Annotated in this window: 15 protein-coding genes; 2 read left to right on the top strand and 13 right to left on the bottom strand. The window is 58.0% G+C overall.

The window, feature by feature from the left end; translation table 11 throughout:
- Positions 1-9: 9 nt before the first annotated feature.
- Genes OEU85_RS08270 through OEU85_RS08210 form a run of 13 tightly spaced genes read right to left on the bottom strand, consistent with a single transcriptional unit; the run spans position 10 to position 14,296 of the window.
- A complete protein-coding gene (locus tag OEU85_RS08270) occupies positions 10-789 on the bottom strand; it encodes a cell division protein FtsQ/DivIB (protein ID WP_262691003.1) in 780 nt (259 codons plus the stop codon).
- Complete coding sequence (gene murB / locus OEU85_RS08265) at positions 789-1,724, bottom strand: UDP-N-acetylmuramate dehydrogenase (RefSeq protein ID WP_394805402.1); 936 nt, start codon at positions 1,722-1,724, stop codon at positions 789-791. The genes OEU85_RS08270 and murB overlap by 1 nt, the downstream gene beginning before the upstream one ends.
- A 5-nt stretch (positions 1,725-1,729) precedes the next feature.
- Positions 1,730-3,139, bottom strand: coding sequence for a UDP-N-acetylmuramate--L-alanine ligase (murC, locus tag OEU85_RS08260; RefSeq protein ID WP_262691001.1), 1,410 nt, complete (start codon positions 3,137-3,139; stop codon positions 1,730-1,732).
- The gene (gene murG, locus OEU85_RS08255) at positions 3,136-4,242 is read right to left on the bottom strand and encodes an undecaprenyldiphospho-muramoylpentapeptide beta-N-acetylglucosaminyltransferase (RefSeq protein WP_262691000.1); all 1,107 of its coding nucleotides are present in this window, start codon (positions 4,240-4,242) and stop codon (positions 3,136-3,138) included. Before murG ends, murC begins: the two co-directional genes overlap by 4 nt.
- On the bottom strand, positions 4,239-5,390 hold the full coding sequence (gene ftsW, locus OEU85_RS08250; protein WP_262690999.1) for a putative lipid II flippase FtsW: 1,152 nt from the start codon (positions 5,388-5,390) through the stop codon (positions 4,239-4,241). The genes murG and ftsW overlap by 4 nt, the downstream gene beginning before the upstream one ends.
- On the bottom strand, positions 5,387-6,751 hold the full coding sequence (murD, locus tag OEU85_RS08245; RefSeq protein ID WP_262690998.1) for a UDP-N-acetylmuramoyl-L-alanine--D-glutamate ligase: 1,365 nt from the start codon (positions 6,749-6,751) through the stop codon (positions 5,387-5,389). Before murD ends, ftsW begins: the two co-directional genes overlap by 4 nt.
- Before the next feature lie 8 nt (positions 6,752-6,759).
- On the bottom strand, positions 6,760-7,836 hold the full coding sequence (gene mraY, locus OEU85_RS08240; protein ID WP_262690997.1) for a phospho-N-acetylmuramoyl-pentapeptide-transferase: 1,077 nt from the start codon (positions 7,834-7,836) through the stop codon (positions 6,760-6,762).
- A complete protein-coding gene (locus OEU85_RS08235; protein ID WP_262690996.1) occupies positions 7,826-9,277 on the bottom strand; it encodes a UDP-N-acetylmuramoyl-tripeptide--D-alanyl-D-alanine ligase in 1,452 nt (483 codons plus the stop codon). The genes mraY and OEU85_RS08235 overlap by 11 nt, the downstream gene beginning before the upstream one ends.
- A gap of 3 nt (positions 9,278-9,280) precedes the next feature.
- Entirely contained in the window at positions 9,281-10,744 is a 1,464-nt protein-coding gene (locus OEU85_RS08230; protein WP_262690995.1) for a UDP-N-acetylmuramoyl-L-alanyl-D-glutamate--2,6-diaminopimelate ligase, read from the bottom strand.
- 21 nt (positions 10,745-10,765) lie between these two features.
- A complete protein-coding gene (locus OEU85_RS08225) occupies positions 10,766-12,451 on the bottom strand; it encodes a peptidoglycan D,D-transpeptidase FtsI family protein (RefSeq protein ID WP_262690994.1) in 1,686 nt (561 codons plus the stop codon).
- Entirely contained in the window at positions 12,448-12,828 is a 381-nt protein-coding gene (gene ftsL / locus OEU85_RS08220) for a cell division protein FtsL (RefSeq protein WP_262690993.1), read from the bottom strand. The genes OEU85_RS08225 and ftsL overlap by 4 nt, the downstream gene beginning before the upstream one ends.
- Positions 12,828-13,832: a 16S rRNA (cytosine(1402)-N(4))-methyltransferase RsmH gene (gene rsmH / locus OEU85_RS08215; RefSeq protein WP_262690992.1), complete on the bottom strand. Its 1,005-nt coding sequence runs from the start codon at positions 13,830-13,832 to the stop codon at positions 12,828-12,830. Before rsmH ends, ftsL begins: the two co-directional genes overlap by 1 nt.
- Positions 13,829-14,296 carry a division/cell wall cluster transcriptional repressor MraZ gene (locus OEU85_RS08210; RefSeq protein ID WP_262690991.1) on the bottom strand — a complete coding sequence of 156 codons (468 nt, stop codon included), beginning with the start codon at positions 14,294-14,296 and terminating at the stop codon, positions 13,829-13,831. The genes rsmH and OEU85_RS08210 overlap by 4 nt, the downstream gene beginning before the upstream one ends.
- A 421-nt stretch (positions 14,297-14,717) precedes the next feature.
- Between OEU85_RS08210 and OEU85_RS08205 the strand changes: the two genes are divergently transcribed.
- A complete protein-coding gene (locus OEU85_RS08205) occupies positions 14,718-15,023 on the top strand; it encodes a hypothetical protein (RefSeq protein ID WP_262690990.1) in 306 nt (101 codons plus the stop codon).
- 3 nt (positions 15,024-15,026) lie between these two features.
- Positions 15,027-15,203, top strand: a complete 177-nt coding sequence (locus tag OEU85_RS08200) for a hypothetical protein (RefSeq protein WP_262690989.1) — start codon at positions 15,027-15,029, stop codon at positions 15,201-15,203.
- Positions 15,204-15,300 lie beyond the last annotated feature (97 nt).

The raw sequence follows: 15,300 nt of genomic DNA, 5'->3' as shown, positions 1-15,300 counted from the left end.
AATACTTTCCTACGTTGCCCAACCTTTGCCATCCATCAGGCGATGGCCCTCCGGTGATACCCTCAGAATCATTCTGTCTGGCAGGCGCATATCAATGACACTCACCTCACGCTCTAGCAAGCGATACTGGGTCTGAAGTGCGGCAAATTTTTGCCACGCGGCCTCTGCGTCGTAGGCCGCTGGCGCCGCCTCCGGCAACTTCACCCGCACACCATTATCGAAAATCAGATCCCAACGCCGCTCACCCACATGCACCGCTGTTTTTACGCGGCCTGCAAGGGTCGGGAATTCCTCAAGAAGCGCATAAAGATGGGAGGCCTTTGCTTCGGCCCCGTGGCCCACCACCATGAGCAGGTGTGCGAAATTCGAGAGGCCCCGGCCGGTAATGACATGCCCGGTCTCATCGATCAGCCGTACCTGTCCGTTTTCCTGCCAAAGGGCAAAAGGCTCGCGCTCCTTGAGCTTGACCTTCAGCTTGCCTGGCAGAATGCGTGTGACTTCAGCCTTCTTGACCCAGGGGAGCAACTCAAGTTGTGCGCGGATGCGTTCAAGATCAATAGACAGGAGCGGCACACCTTTATCAACATCAAGCGCGGCCAGCACGTCGCTGCGGTTGGCGCGCACAATGCCGTCAAGTTCAAGGTCATTGAGCACAAAGCCTGCGTCGCGTGATCGCTCGACAAACCAGCTGTCAACGATGGGCGCCAGCCATGTGCCATACGCCACGCCACTGGCTATCAGGCCAAGCGACAGCAGCAGGCTGCGTTTATACCGGAGAACGCCGAGCATCAGGCATCGCCCCCTTCATCCCTGTTGCGGCCAATAATCGCGAGCTCCCACTCAAGGGTCACGCCGGTTGCTTCCTTTACCCGTTCGCGCACGGTCTCTCCCAGAGTTTCGATGTCCTCTGCGGTTGCCGCACCGTGGTTGATCAGGAAGTTGCAGTGCTTTTCCGATACCTGTGCATCGCCCACCCGAAGGCCACGACAACCCGCTGCATCGATCAGCTCCCACGCCTTTTTTCCATCCGGGTTTTTAAAGGTGCTGCCGCCTGTTCGGGTGCCAATCGGCTGGCTTTCCTGCCGCTCAGTGGATATCTCGCTCATGCGGGCGCGGATCGCGGCTTCATCGCCTGTCTTGGCCTGAAAAGAGGCACGCAGAAAGATCAGGTCTTTAGCGGCCCTTGAAGAGCGATAACCAAAATCAAAATCATTCGGGCGCAGTTCATGCACGTGGCCGTAGCGGTCAACGGCATGGGCATGGATAAGTACGTCCTTGATCTCACGGCCGTAAGCGCCCGCGTTCATGCGCAAGGCACCCCCGACGGTGCCCGGCACCCCCACCATAAACTCGAGGCCGGACAGGCCCCCTTTTGCAGCTTCGCGGGCAACATGCACATCCATCGCAGCGGCCCCCGCCTTGACAACATCCGCGCGTATCTTGATCTCTGAAAAAGCCCGGCCAAGGCGGATCACAACACCCTCAACACCGCCGTCCCGCACCAGGAGATTCGAGCCAACGCCAATGATGGTCAGTGGAATATCACTTGGCACACGGCGGAGGAAGGCGACGAGGTCATCTTCGTCAGCCGGTTCAAAAAGCACATCTGCGGGGCCGCCAGTCTTGAACCAACTGAGCCGTGATAATGGAGCATCCTCAACCAGCCGCCCTTTCACATGCGGCAAACGGTCGATAAAAGCATAGTGTTTTGTTGCTACCATCATCATGATTAACTCTCCATCGCCTCCAGGGCTGCGGGTAGGTCATTGGCCCACTTACTGATTGATCCGGCGCCAAGACAGACAACAACATCGCCTGGCCTGGCATGCCGGTGAACGGCCTCTGCGAGGTCCGTTTCGCCAAAGATTACGTCGACCTGCCGATGCCCGTGGTCTTTCAGTCCCGCAACAAGGCTGTCACGGTCCGCGCCGTCAATCGGGCTTTCCCCCGCTTCATAAACCGGGGTAACAATGACGGTATCCGCGTCATTGAAGCAGGTACAAAATTCTTCAAACAGGCTTTTGAGCCGGGTATAGCGATGCGGCTGCACCACAGCGATCACGCGGCGGTCAAAACTTTCACGTGCTGCCTTCAAAACGGCAGCAATCTCCACCGGATGATGGCCATAGTCGTCGATGATCGTGATGTCATTGACGACACCCGTTTTGGTAAAGCGGCGCTTGACCCCGCCAAAGTTGGCGAACGCCGCCTTCAGCGTGGCGTCATCAACCTTCATCTCAAGCCCGACTGCGATAGCAGCCAGCGCGTTCTGCACATTGTGCATACCGGGCATAGGCAAGCTTACACCTTCAATCACGTGGTCCTTGCCTGCCACACGCGCCCGCACCGCCACGTCAAAGGTCACGGTGCCCTGCTTCGACGCCATGTTGATCGCCCGTACATCGGCCTGCGCCGACATGCCGTAGGTGATGAACTTGCGGCCTTGCACATGGGTGATAAGTCCCTGCACCTCCGGATGGTCGATGCACAGGATGGCCGCACCATAGAACGGGATGCGGTCCAGAAACGCCTTGAAGGCTTCCTTCTCCGCCTCGAAGGTACCGTAGAAATCCAGATGTTCGGCATCCATGTTGGTCACAACAGCGATGGTCGCTGGCAGTTTGACGAAAGTACCGTCGCTTTCATCCGCTTCAACCACCATCCAGTCGCCTTCACCAAGGCGAGCGTTAGTGCCATAACTGTTGATGATGCCGCCGTTGATAACGGTCGGGTCGATGTGCGCGGCTTCAAGAACCGCAGCTACCATGGATGTTGTTGTAGTTTTGCCATGTGTGCCGGCCACCGACACACACCATTTCAGGCGCATCAGTTCTGCCAGCATTTCCGCACGGCGCACGACCGGGATCAATTTCTCCCGCGCGGCAACAACCTCAGGATTGTCTTTTTTGATTGCTGAAGACACGACAAGCACCTGACTGTCGCCAAGATTATCAGCCCGCTGTCCGATTTTGACATCAATACCCATATCTTGCAGGCGTAAAACATTAGCGTTCTCGGTCATGTCCGAGCCCTGGATCTTATAGCCAAGGTTGTGCATCACTTCCGCAATGCCGGACATGCCAATGCCGCCGATCCCGACAAAATGCACGGTGCCAATATCAAACGGGATTCCCTTCATCGAGCGCCCTCCTCTACAGCAATACTCTCAACAATGGATGCCAAGCGCTCAGCCGCATCAAGGCAGGCCACTTCACGCATGGCGTCTGACGCATCCCTCAGCATTGAGGGGTCCGTCAGCAACAACTGCAGCTTTTCCGCCAGCGCATCAGCCTTAAAATCTTTTTCTTTCATGACCCAACCGCCGCCGGCGCGTTCAATCACACCGGCGTTGGCGCTTTGATGGTCATCCGCGGCAATGGCCAGCGGCACCATAATGGCCGGGCGCCCCATCGCGGACAGCTCCGCCACCGTCGACGCGCCGGAGCGACAAATCACCAACTGACAGCGCAGCAGCAGCGCACCAACGTCATCAAAATAGGATTGCACCGTATGTTTGATACTCGCCGCGGCGTAAGCCTTCTGGACACGCTCAACATCTTCCGCCCTGGCCTGGTGGGTAATTTCCACCCGGGACCTCAAGTCATCCGACAACGCGGCGAGCGCCGCGGGCACCACGTCGGAGAGAATACGTGCGCCCTGGCTGCCGCCAATGACCAACAGGCGAATGTCGCCAAAGCCAAAGGGCACCGAATAGGCGATATTGGAAAGCTTTGAGATCAGGTGCCTGACCGGGTTACCTGTAACTTCAGTATAGGCCGCCTTGGGGACACGCTGGCTGTTTTCCAACGACAGCGCAACAACCTTGGCGCCTTCCGCCATCAGCCGATTTACCCGGCCGAGCACGGCGTTCTGTTCGTGCAACACGTAAGGCACCCCCTGGCTGCGAGCCGCCAGAACCGCCGGTAACGACGGATACCCGCCAAAGCCGACCACAACGGACGGACGCCGACGCTTGAATTGCCCGCGAACCTGCAACGTGCTTCTGATGATGGAGACAACGGACCGTACCTTGCCGCCAAGGCCGCCACCCATATGGCTTGATGTCTTGAGCACATACCGGTTGGCATCAACCATCGCATTGCGAATGGCATCGCCACGGGCGTCGGTCACCAACAGCACATCGTAGCCGTGCCGGTTAAGCACATCGGAAACTGCCTCGGCAGGCATCATATGCCCGCCGGTGCCCCCGGCTGCCAAAACGATATAGGGCGCGGTATTCATTCAGCAGCCCTCCATCCAAGCGGGTCGATCCCGCGCCTGATGAAGCGGTTGCGCCGTGTCAGTGCCAGCACCATTCCCATACCAATCGCCAGCGCCAACATGGAAGACCCACCGTAGGAAATGAATGGCAGGGTCATGCCCTTGGATGGCAGCAGTGCCAGGTTCACGCCAACGTTGATCAACGTTTGCAGGCCAAACTGCATGATCAAGCCTGAAGCCGCCAACAGACGGAAAGGGTTTTCCTCTTCCAGAAGGTGAGCAAGGCTGCGCACGACAAGGCCCGCAAACAGAATCAGCAGCATTACACAGGCGATAGCGCCAAACTCTTCGCCAACAACCGCGAAGATATAATCTGTGTGCGCATCCGGCAGATGCAGCTTCACGGCCCCTTCTCCGGGGCCTTTACCCAGCAGACCACCGCTTTCAAAAGCCTGCATGGCCTTGTCCATCTGGTAGGTGTCGCCACTTTCGGGGTTGATGAAGCGGTCGATCCGGCTGGAAACATGCGGCAGCAGGGCGTAACCAAGGCCAAGACCAAGGATGCCAACAACACCGGCTAGCGTAAGCCACATCAGCGGCAGGCCCGCCAGCGCCATCTGCGCCATCCAGACCGCGCTGATCAGGATTGTCTGGCCAAAATCCGGCTGCAGCACCAGAAGTGCCGTCACCAATAGATACAAGCCAAACGCCACACGTTTCGCGGGGATTTTTTCATCGGTGAAATGGGATGAAAGCACCCAGGCAGTTGTGACGATAAAGAAAGGCTTCAAAAACTCGCTTGGCTGCAGGGTATAGCTGCCGATCTGCAGCCACCGTGTCGCACCTTTGATCTCCGGGCCAATCAGCAGGGTCAGTACCGTAAGCCCCAGCATAACCGGAAAGCCCAAGACCGCCATACGGCGTACCAGCGATGTGGACATCATGGAAATGCCCAGCACCGTGCACAGGGCCATTGTCAAGAAAAACGCCTGACGCTTGACGAAATGCAGCGCATCAAGACCAAGGCGCTCGGCAACGGCCGGGCTCGCAGTCAGGGTCAGCCAGATGCCAACAGTGATAAGCACCAGCACAAGCGCCAGCATCCAGCGATCAACCGTCCACCACCAGCGGGAGAGAACCGAATTATCGCTGCGTGAGAAGGCGATCATACCGTACTCTCCTCTATTGCTTTGACAAGGGTTCGGAAGGCTTCACCGCGGGCTTCAAAATCCCGGAACTGATCAAACGCTGTGCAGGCAGGCGACAACAGGATCACATCCCCGTCGACCGCATTGGCAAAAGCAAGTTCAAGCGCATGCTCAAGGTCACGACAATCGGTCACCCCGACAGCGGCACCTACGTCATGGGCAATCGCGTCAGCGGCCTCGCCAATCAGATAAGCTTGTTTCACGTCGCCCATCAGCGGCAGCAGCGCGGAGAAATTTTTCTCCTTGGGCCTGCCTCCGGCGATCCAGTGGATGTTTTCGAAAGCCTTCAGTGCACGCGACGCTGCGTCCACGTTGGTAGCCTTGCTGTCGTTGACAAGGCGAACGCCGCGAATGAACGCCAATGTTTCCTGCCGGTGGGCAAGACCCGGGAAACTGCCAAAAGCTTTGAGGATATTGGCGCCGGTGAGGCCCAGAATACGCCCAGCCGCATACGCGGCGGCCATATTCTGCCAGTTATGGCCACCAAGCAGCATGGGTGCGTGGGCCAGAAGGTCGCCACAGGAGATCGCCTTGCCGTCAAGATCATCGAACAGTTCGCCGTTCAAAACATAAACACCGCCGGGCACTGCCGCCTCAACGGAGATAGGCACGGTACGCCCGCGAACGGACGAAGCCATCGCCGCACCGTGATCATCATCCACGCTGATGATGGCGACACTGGAGGCGGCTTGCATGTCAAACAGGCGTTTTTTTGCACGCACATATCCGGCCACGTCGCCGTGGCGGTCCAGGTGATCCGGCGTGATATTGAGGAGGATGGCAATATCCGCGTTGAAATCCTTGGTCAGGTCAAGCTGGAAGGATGACATTTCCAGCACGTACACACCGTCGTCCGCGAGCGGTTCCAGAGCCAGAATGCCGGTACCGATGTTGCCGCCAATCGCGGCTGGCCGACCACATGCCGCGACCATGTGGCCAATCAGCGCCGTTGTGGTGGATTTACCATTGGTGCCGGTGATTGCCACAACCTTATGCAGTGCAAGGTCATTGCGCGCTGCTTCAAACACGTCAAAATCACTGATGATCGGCGTGCCTGTTGCTGTGCATTTCTTCACGAGCGCGTGGGGTTCCGGATGTGTCAGTGGCACGCCGGGCGCCAGCATGACAGCATCAAGCTCGCTGAAGTCAGCGTCATAAAGATTGTGCAGCGACGACGGCACAGCTGCGCGGCGCTCGTCAGCATCATCCCATGCCTGAACGTCAGCACCAGAGGCTTCAAGCGCGCGCACAGCGGCCACGCCTGTGCGCGCGAGGCCGAAAACGCCGATCTTTTTGCCTTTATATGCCGATGCGGTAATCACAATCCGGCCTACCTCAACTTCAGGGTTGCAAGGCCAACAAGCGCAAGGATCACGGCAATGATCCAGAAGCGGATCACAATCGTGGGCTCGGCCCAGCCTTTTTGTTCATAGTGGTGATGCAGGGGTGCCATGCGGAACACACGCTTGCCTGTCAGCTTGAAGGACAGCACCTGCACGATCACGGAAATGGTTTCAAGCCAGAACAGGCCGCCGATGATCGCCAGCGCCACCTCATGTTTTGTAACAATAGCCATTGTACCCAGCGCGCCACCAAGGGCCAGCGAACCAGTATCACCCATGAACACCATGGCAGGCGGCGCGTTGAACCAGAGGAAACCCAGCCCGGCACCAATGATGGCACCCGCGAGGACCGCAAGCTCGCCCGCACCCGCAACATAGGTCACGCCCAGATAACCACTGTAAACCGTACTGCCGACGAGGTAAGCGATAAAACCAAAAGCACCCGCTGCAATAATAACCGGCACCGTGGCGAGTCCATCAAGACCGTCCGTCAGGTTCACTGCATTGCCGCACCACACCACAACGAGCATGGCGAACGGAATATAGAGATAGCCAAGGTCAATCAGCAGGTTTTTGGCAAATGGCAAGGCAAGGGTCGGGCTTTCAAGATCAGCCACCAGCCATGCCGCGCCACCCGCAAGCGCAAACTCAAGCAATAGCCTGATCTTACCCGATACACCATCGGACGTTCGCTTGGTAACCTTCAGGTAATCATCCACAAAACCAATTGCGCCAAACCCAAGGGTCACGGCCATCACCGCCCAGACATAAGGGTTCGATAAGTCAGCCCAGAGGAATGTTGAAATACCAAGGCCGAGCAAAATCATGAACCCGCCCATTGTGGGGGTGCCCGCCTTGCTGACGATGTGGCTTTGTGGGCCGTCTTCCCGGATAGGCTGCCCCATCTTCTGTTTTGCCTTGAGCCACCGAATGATCATGGGGCCGAAGATGAAGCAGATAATCAGCGAGGTCAGAACCGCTCCGCCGGTTCGAAAAGTCAGATATCGAAACAGGTTAAAGATGCTGTACTGGTCCGCGAGCGGGGCCAAAAGATTATAAAGCATGGCGTACTCCTAACATTCTCCCGGCACTATCGTCGGCTGCTTCACGGTCTCCAATATCAAGCAGACTTTCAACGAGCGCGCCGAGGCCGGCACTATTCGCCCCTTTTACCATGACAGCGTCGCCATCGCGCAGCATTTCCGCAAGATTTCTTGCCGCATGTTTATCCATTTCCCAGCGTTCGGTGTTGATTTCCGCCGCGCGGCCAAGTTTTGCCATGCGCGGACCAAAAGCGATGAGCTTGTCCACCCCGAAACGCTTGAGGTCCCGGGCCATTTTCAGGTGAATTTCCTCACTGCGCTCACCAAGCTCGCGCATATCGGCAAGCACTGCGATCCGGCGCCCGAAACCCTTGGTCGGTGCGAGCGACAAGCGCCTGAGCGCGGCTTTCATGCTCAAGGGGTTGGCGTTATAGCTGTCGTCAATCAGGGTACAGCGCGCATGACCAAGCTGAAGGCTGCATATACGCCCCCGGCCCGGCTCTGCCTGCAGCCGCGCGAGCGCGAGCGCTGCATGCCCGAGGTCACCGTCCACCGCCTTCACCGCTGCCAGCACCAGCAGGCTGTTAAGCACCCACTCGCGGCCGGGCTGGCCAACCTTGTAGGTGATGGTTGTCCCGGCGATATCTGCGGTCAAACAGGTGCAGTTGCCATGCTCCGTGATACGAAGCGGTCGCACGTCAGCGTCACCCGTCACCGACACCGTCATGTGGTCATAGCCACCTGCCCTGGCTTCCGATATCAGAATGTCGGCCCAGTCGTGATCAACACCCAGAATAGCGAGCCCACCGCCTCTAAGGCCTTCAAAAATCTCGGCCTTTGAGCGGGCGATATCTGAAAATTTCTTGAATTTCGCCACATGGGCTGCGCCAACCGCTGTGACAACAGCAACATCGGGGGACACCAGCCTGGCCGATTTTGCTATCTCACCCGGCGCATTCATACCAAGTTCGAACACGCCATAGCGGCTCTGGCGCGGCATGCGGGCAAGCGACAATGGCACACCTATGTGATTATTGAAGCTTTTCACGCTGGAGTGGGTCACTTCGGTACGCTCAAGCGCTTGACGTAGTGCCTGAACCACGCTGGTTTTACCGGCGCTGCCTGTTACTGCGATAATGCGCGCGGGTGCGCGGCCACGCGCCTGCGACGCCATCAGCTGCAGCGCCTGCATTGTGTTCGCGACATGGACAAGGCGAAGAGCCTGGACATCTGCCCCGCCCACATCTTCGCTCACGATTGCAGCCACAGCGCCCCGCGAAAAAGCCTCCGCCACATAATCATGGCCGTTTTGCTGTGCACCTTTGAGGGCAATAAACAGATCCCCCGGCAACACGTCGCGACTATCGGTTTGCACACCGTCCGCATACCATGGCTGGGCGCCTGCGCCGCCGCAGGTCGCCAACAGTTCCGCCGATGTCCATAATGGTTCGTTGAATTCCACGCCTCAGCCCCCGTTCGCCCCGTTTTGGCTGCCTAGAATTTCCCGGACAGTCCCAATATCCGAAAATGGCAGCACTTTATCCCCTATCGTCTGACCTTCTTCATGGCCCTTCCCCGACACAATCAGCATGTCGCCTTCGCGTAGCGCCGCCATGGCCACCTCAATAGCTTCCCGACGATCGCCCACTTCCCGCGCAGCCGGGCAGGCTTGCATGATGTCCCTGCGGATCGCGGCGGCGTCCTCGCTGCGTGGGTTATCGTCTGTCACGTAGACATGATCTGCCAGTGACGCGGCGATGTCCCCCATCTGCGGGCGCTTGCCGGCATCCCGATCGCCGCCGCAACCAAACACCACATGCAGGCTGCTTGGTTTATGCGTGCGAGCGGCTTTGAGAACAGTTCTCAGACCGTCAGGCGTATGGGCATAATCCACAAAAACGGCACCACCTGCCCTTGTGGCACCCACAAATTCCATCCGCCCAGGCACACCTTGAAGGCCTTCAAGTGCCCTCAGAACAGCGTCCGGATCGCCGCCTGTCGCGACAACAAGCCCAGTGGCCATCAGCGCATTATGCGCCTGAAACTCTCCAACAAGTGGCAGATCAATCTCGTATTTTGTTCCGCAGAAGGAGACTTCGAGCGTTTGCCCCTTTGGTGCCACCGTCTGGCTGATCAGGCGCAGGGTGGCATTTTCGTGTCGTCCAACCGTGATCAGAGACAAGCCACGGGCCCAGGCGATATCTTCCAGAATGCAGCCCCAGGGGTCATCCACGTTGATGATTGCGGTACCGGTAGGGCCAAGGAGATCACCAAACAGCCGGGCTTTGGCATAAAAATACCCCTGCTCGGTTTTATGATAATCCATATGGTCGCGGGTCAGGTTGGTGAACGCCGCCGCCTGCAGGCGCATGCCATCCAGCCGAAACTGGTCCAGACCATGGCTCGACGCTTCAACCGCCACATTGGCAACTCCCTTAATCGCCAACATGTTGAGTGCTTTATGCAGCATCATCGGGTCCGGCGTGGTAAGCCCGCCCGGTTCTTCGTACCGGTCGGATTTCACGCCAAGCGTTCCCACGCTTGCCGCGGGCACGCCCGTCGCCTGCCAAAGCTGCCGAGTGAAATCGGCGACCGATGTTTTTCCGTTGGTGCCGGTCACCGCCACCTGTGTCTCAGGCTGCGCACCACAGAAGCGGGCGGCCAACTGAGCATAGCGGCGGCGCGGATTTATATCTTCGATAAACGGCACGCCGTCGCCCGCCCGGCGATAACCTTCCGTGGTCAGGACTGCGGATGCGCCAGCCTTGACGGCGTCAGCAATGAACAGGCGCCCATCAAGTTTGCTGCCCGGCAGCGCCACGAACAGGTCACCTTTTTTAACGGCGCGGCTGTCAACCGTCATACCGGAGATCACGACGTCCCCCGTGCCGGTTGTTCCACCCAGAAGCTGTGCCAGTGTCACCGCCATTTAAACCGTCCGGTCCCTTCTTCAATCTTTCTCTATCATCATGGCAACCTGATGATAGAGGCCGTCATCTTCACGCTTCGGCGCAACTCCGAGAAGCGGCGCCGTGCGAAGCACAACATTTTTCACCACGGGTGCTGCAACCCAGCCACCAGCCCGGAAACCAAAGGTCTCTTTCGTGCCACGTGGCTCATCCAGAAGGGCGAACACCACATAGCGCGGGTCGTCCATCGGATAGACGCCAACAAAGGAGGAAATCAGCGCTCGGGTGTCATAGCCTCCCGCAACCGCTTTCTCTGCCGTGCCTGTCTTGCCCCCGATCCGGTAACCGACCGCGTCAGCCCGACCGCCCGTGCCCTTGGTGACCGCGAGACGTAGGAGCTGGCGGATCTTGCGGCTGGTAGATTGGGAAATCACCTGCTTTCCTGTCCGCCAAGCATCAGGATTCTCAACAACTGTGGCTGCATTAAGTCGACCGCCGTTCACCATTGCGGAAATTCCGCTGGCGAGCTGCAGTGGGCTGACAGCAATACCGTGACCGTAGGAAATTGTCATGGTTGACACCTTGCGCCATGTCTGCGGATACAGCGGCGCCCCCACTTCAGGCAGCTCGATGGTCGAAGGTTGCAAAAGGCCAATCTCGCTCAGGAACTCTTGCTGGCGCTCGGTACCCAGATCAAGCGCCATCTGTGCGGTGCCAATATTCGATGAATAGGCGAAAATCTCGGGCAGGCTCATATAGCGGGCCTTCGGGTGGTCATCGCGGATGGTGAAACGCGCGATATGCAGCGGCTTGGTGGCGTCGTAACCATCGTTCAGTGTCGCCACGCCTTTGTCGAGCGCTGCGGCAAAGGTAAAGGTCTTGAAGGTAGAGCCAAGCTCATACACACCCTGGGTAACCCGGTTAAAGCGCTCCTTGCCGGCGCTACCGCCAATACTGTTCGGGTCAAAGTCCGGCAGCGAGACCATCGCAATCACTTCGCCGGTATTCACATCCATCACAAGGCCTGCGGCACCTATTGCCTGATGCGCGCTCATCGCAGCCTCAAGCTCATCGGTCAGCGCATATTGTACGCGGGTATCAAGCGACAGACGGATCGGCTGATCTGTCATTGTCTTATCAGCAAGTCGGTCATTGAAGTACCGCTCGACGCCACCAAGGCCATTGCCGTCAACATCGACAAAACCAAGGGCGTGCGCAGCAAGGCGCCCATGCGGGTAGACCCGCTCTTCCTCACGCTGAAAATAAAACGCCGGAATACCAAGCGCATTAACCTGCCATTTTTCGCGCGGCGAGAGCTTACGCTTGAGCCAGACAAAGTGACGGCCGGAACTTAATTTAGCTTCCACATCAGCGAGCGAAAGATCCTGCAACACGGACACAAGCTTAACGGCCGCTTCATGCGGGTCCTTGATCTCTTGCGGGTTGGCGTAAAGCGATGCGCTTTCAAGGTTGGTGGCCAGCACTTCGCCATTTCGGTCACGTATATCGGCGCGGGAGAAGGTCACCGGCGGCACCACAATATGCCGGGCCGCGACCTGTGTTTCCTCAGGTGTGGACAAGCCAAGTTCAACCGTGCGCACCATCATCACCGCAAACGCGGCAAAAAACAGCAAGACCGCAACCATCAACCGGTTGCGGGCTACCTCAAGCGCGCTTTTTTGCTGTCCTTCAAATGACAGCCCTGCATATGACGGTGCCGACCTCACAGGCTTGTTCCCTTCTCTCTTTTCGGCTTCAGGTTCTTTTCTTCGCGGTCCTTGGCAGGCAACAGCACACCTGGGTCCTCTTCCGCTTCAACGCCGCGCGGGCGGAACGGAATGGTTGTGGGCTCCTCAAGGATCTGTTCTGCGGTCGGCGGCATCAGGGCCAGAAAGCGGATCGACTTGTCCTGCAGAGAGCGCGGCGTGGTGAGGTACGCCCATTCGGCCTCGAGCACCCGGATCGCTTCACGATCCGCATGTATCTTATTGGCCAGCGCCTTGACCTCATCAGCTCTTTCCTGCACCGCAAGTTTGAGCTGAAGCACCGCCGCACCAGCCAGGATCGCCGTGATGGCGGCAAGGATTGTAAACAAGCGCCGCATCAGCCCTTCCCCTTGCCGCTGCCCACCCAGGCGGGCGCATCCGTACGCACTGCAGTGCGAAGCCGGGAAGAACGAGAACGCGGATTACGTCCCATCTCCTCCTCACCCGGCTTCACTGCTCCCTTGGTCTTCAAAAGAAAGGACGGCTTGGGCCCGACATCGACCGGCCCCGGCAAATGGCGGCTACTCCCAGCGGCACGGCCGCTGCGTTCCACCATGAAATTCTTGACGATACGGTCTTCAAGCGAATGGAAGCTGACAACCACAAGCCGCCCTTCCGGCTTAAGGATGGCTTCCGCCCCCATCAGACCGCGCTTGAGTTCACCCAGTTCGTCGTTCACATGAATGCGCAGCGCCTGAAAGGTGCGTGTCGCCGGATGCACGGCGCGCTGGCCCTTCTTCATCGGCGGGCGGCCCAGAATGCGTTCAATCAGGCCCGCGAGATCTTTGGTGCGCTCAAACGGCTTGTCGGTACGATCCTTGACAACCGCAGCCGCGATGCGGCGCGACTTGCGCTCCTCACCATATTCATAAATGATGTTGGCAAGCGCCTCTTCACCGTATGTGTTGACGACATCGGCTGCGCTCTCACCCGACCGCGCCATACGCATATCCAGCGGGCCATCCGACTGGAACGAGAAGCCGCGCTCGGCCTCGTCGATCTGGAAGGAAGAAACACCGATATCCAGCATAACACCATCAACAGCGTCATGGCCCGCATGCGACAGCAAGGCAGCCATATCGCCAAAGCAACCTTCAAGAATGGTAAAACGGTCACCAAAGTCACGCTTCAACGGCTCGGCACGCCTGATGGCATCCGGGTCACGGTCAATGGCGATGACATGGCAGTCAGCGGCTTCCAGCACGGCGCGGGTATAACCGCCCGCACCAAAAGTGCCATCCACATAGACCTCGCCAGCCTTCGGCGCCAGCGCGCTTACAACTTCATCCAGCAGGACGGGGATATGGATACCAGCTTCTTCATGGTTGGGCGCGGCAATCATGCCTGCCCCCCGCCGCCGAATGGCGGCAGCTTGGGCGCGGCCTCTGCCGCGTGCGCCAACTGATCCTGGCGGTGCGCAGCATAGGCGTCCGCGCCCCAAATCTGAAATTTGCGGCCAAGGCCGACAAAGGTAGCGTGGCTGTCAACCCCGGCGAACTCACGAAGCTCACCCGGCAGCATGACGCGGCCTTCAGGATCGAAGCTGAGCTGGCTGGCACCAGCAAGGATGGCGGTGGCGACGGACATCTGGTCGGGGTTGAACGGTCCAAAATCGCCGTAAAGCCGGTCGGAAAGCTGCTCAAGAAAGGTCATGTCCGCGCCTTCGATGCACGGAAGATTGAAGGGGCGGTAAACAACAATGCCGGGGAAATGGCTAGAAGACACAGCAGAACGAAAGGACGCCGGCACAGAGACACGGCCCTTCTTGTCTACCTTGTTTGTGAATGTGGACAGGAAAAATGCCATTGCCCAACAGTCCCCCGAGTTTGCTACCCGCTCCAGCCGCCAAGCAAGGCGCGGTCATCCAGAACGTCTTCTGAACTAATTTGGGATACCATGGTTTTTTATAGTTGGTCAATGGGAGTTCATGGGAAAGGATGCATTAGTATGGGCACCGAAATAGCGCCAAAATTAGATTATAATCATTATAAAACAATTAGTTATATACATTTGTTCTTTCTATGTTCTCTAAAATCTCGAATTGGGAACGGCATGGGAAAAAGGAAACGGCATGGGAACAGATGGGTGTTTATGGAGTTCGGAAGCAAGAACCGGAGTTGTCGCGCGACTGTAATTCTGTCCGCCAACGCCAAGAGACCCAAAAGTTGCGCAGATGTGCAACAAATGAGAACCATGCCTGGATGATTTCTTGGAGGTATGAAATGCCGTGGTCGCAACACAGCGCGAGTTGGGGTTTCACTATCGTTTTGGTCGCGGCCTTTCGTTCATCGTTGCCGGTTTCGATACCCGCCAGCCCTACGCAGGGCTTGAGCCTGCGATAAATATCTATGGCCTTGTCGGTACCGTGCGCCATCGCGGGGTTGAGGCCTCGCTTTCCGGCACCCTGGCACAAGGGTTGAATGTCGTTCTGGGCGGCGTGGTCATGAACGCCAGGCTTTTGGACAAAAGCGGTGTGATAGAACGCAGGCCGGTGGCCGTTCCCGCCTACCGCGCAGTGGCCTATGCAAACTAAAATTTGCTCGGCGTTGAAGGACTCAGCCTCGACGCGGGGCTTGAGGCAGTCGGCAAGACCTATGCCAGTTCCTACATCGCAGACGACGGGCAGCTTCAGGCACCGGCACGCATTACCATGGATGCCGGTTTACGCTATGCTGTGCCGGTCAGGGAAACAAAGGTGACCACGGCTTTCTAAAGCGTCAGGCGAAGGGCTGGGTGAAAGTTGCGCTCCGTCCTTCGCGCCCTTGCGCGGGTCACGCCTCGACAAAACAGCAAAACACCCACATGATGGG

It is taken from the genome of Kordiimonas aestuarii (assembly GCF_025574465.1).
In the GTDB taxonomy this organism is placed as follows: Bacteria; Pseudomonadota; Alphaproteobacteria; order Sphingomonadales; family Kordiimonadaceae; genus Kordiimonas; species Kordiimonas aestuarii.
The sequence above is the reverse complement of the archived record's forward strand: the minus strand, read 5'-3'. Positions and strand labels throughout refer to the sequence as shown.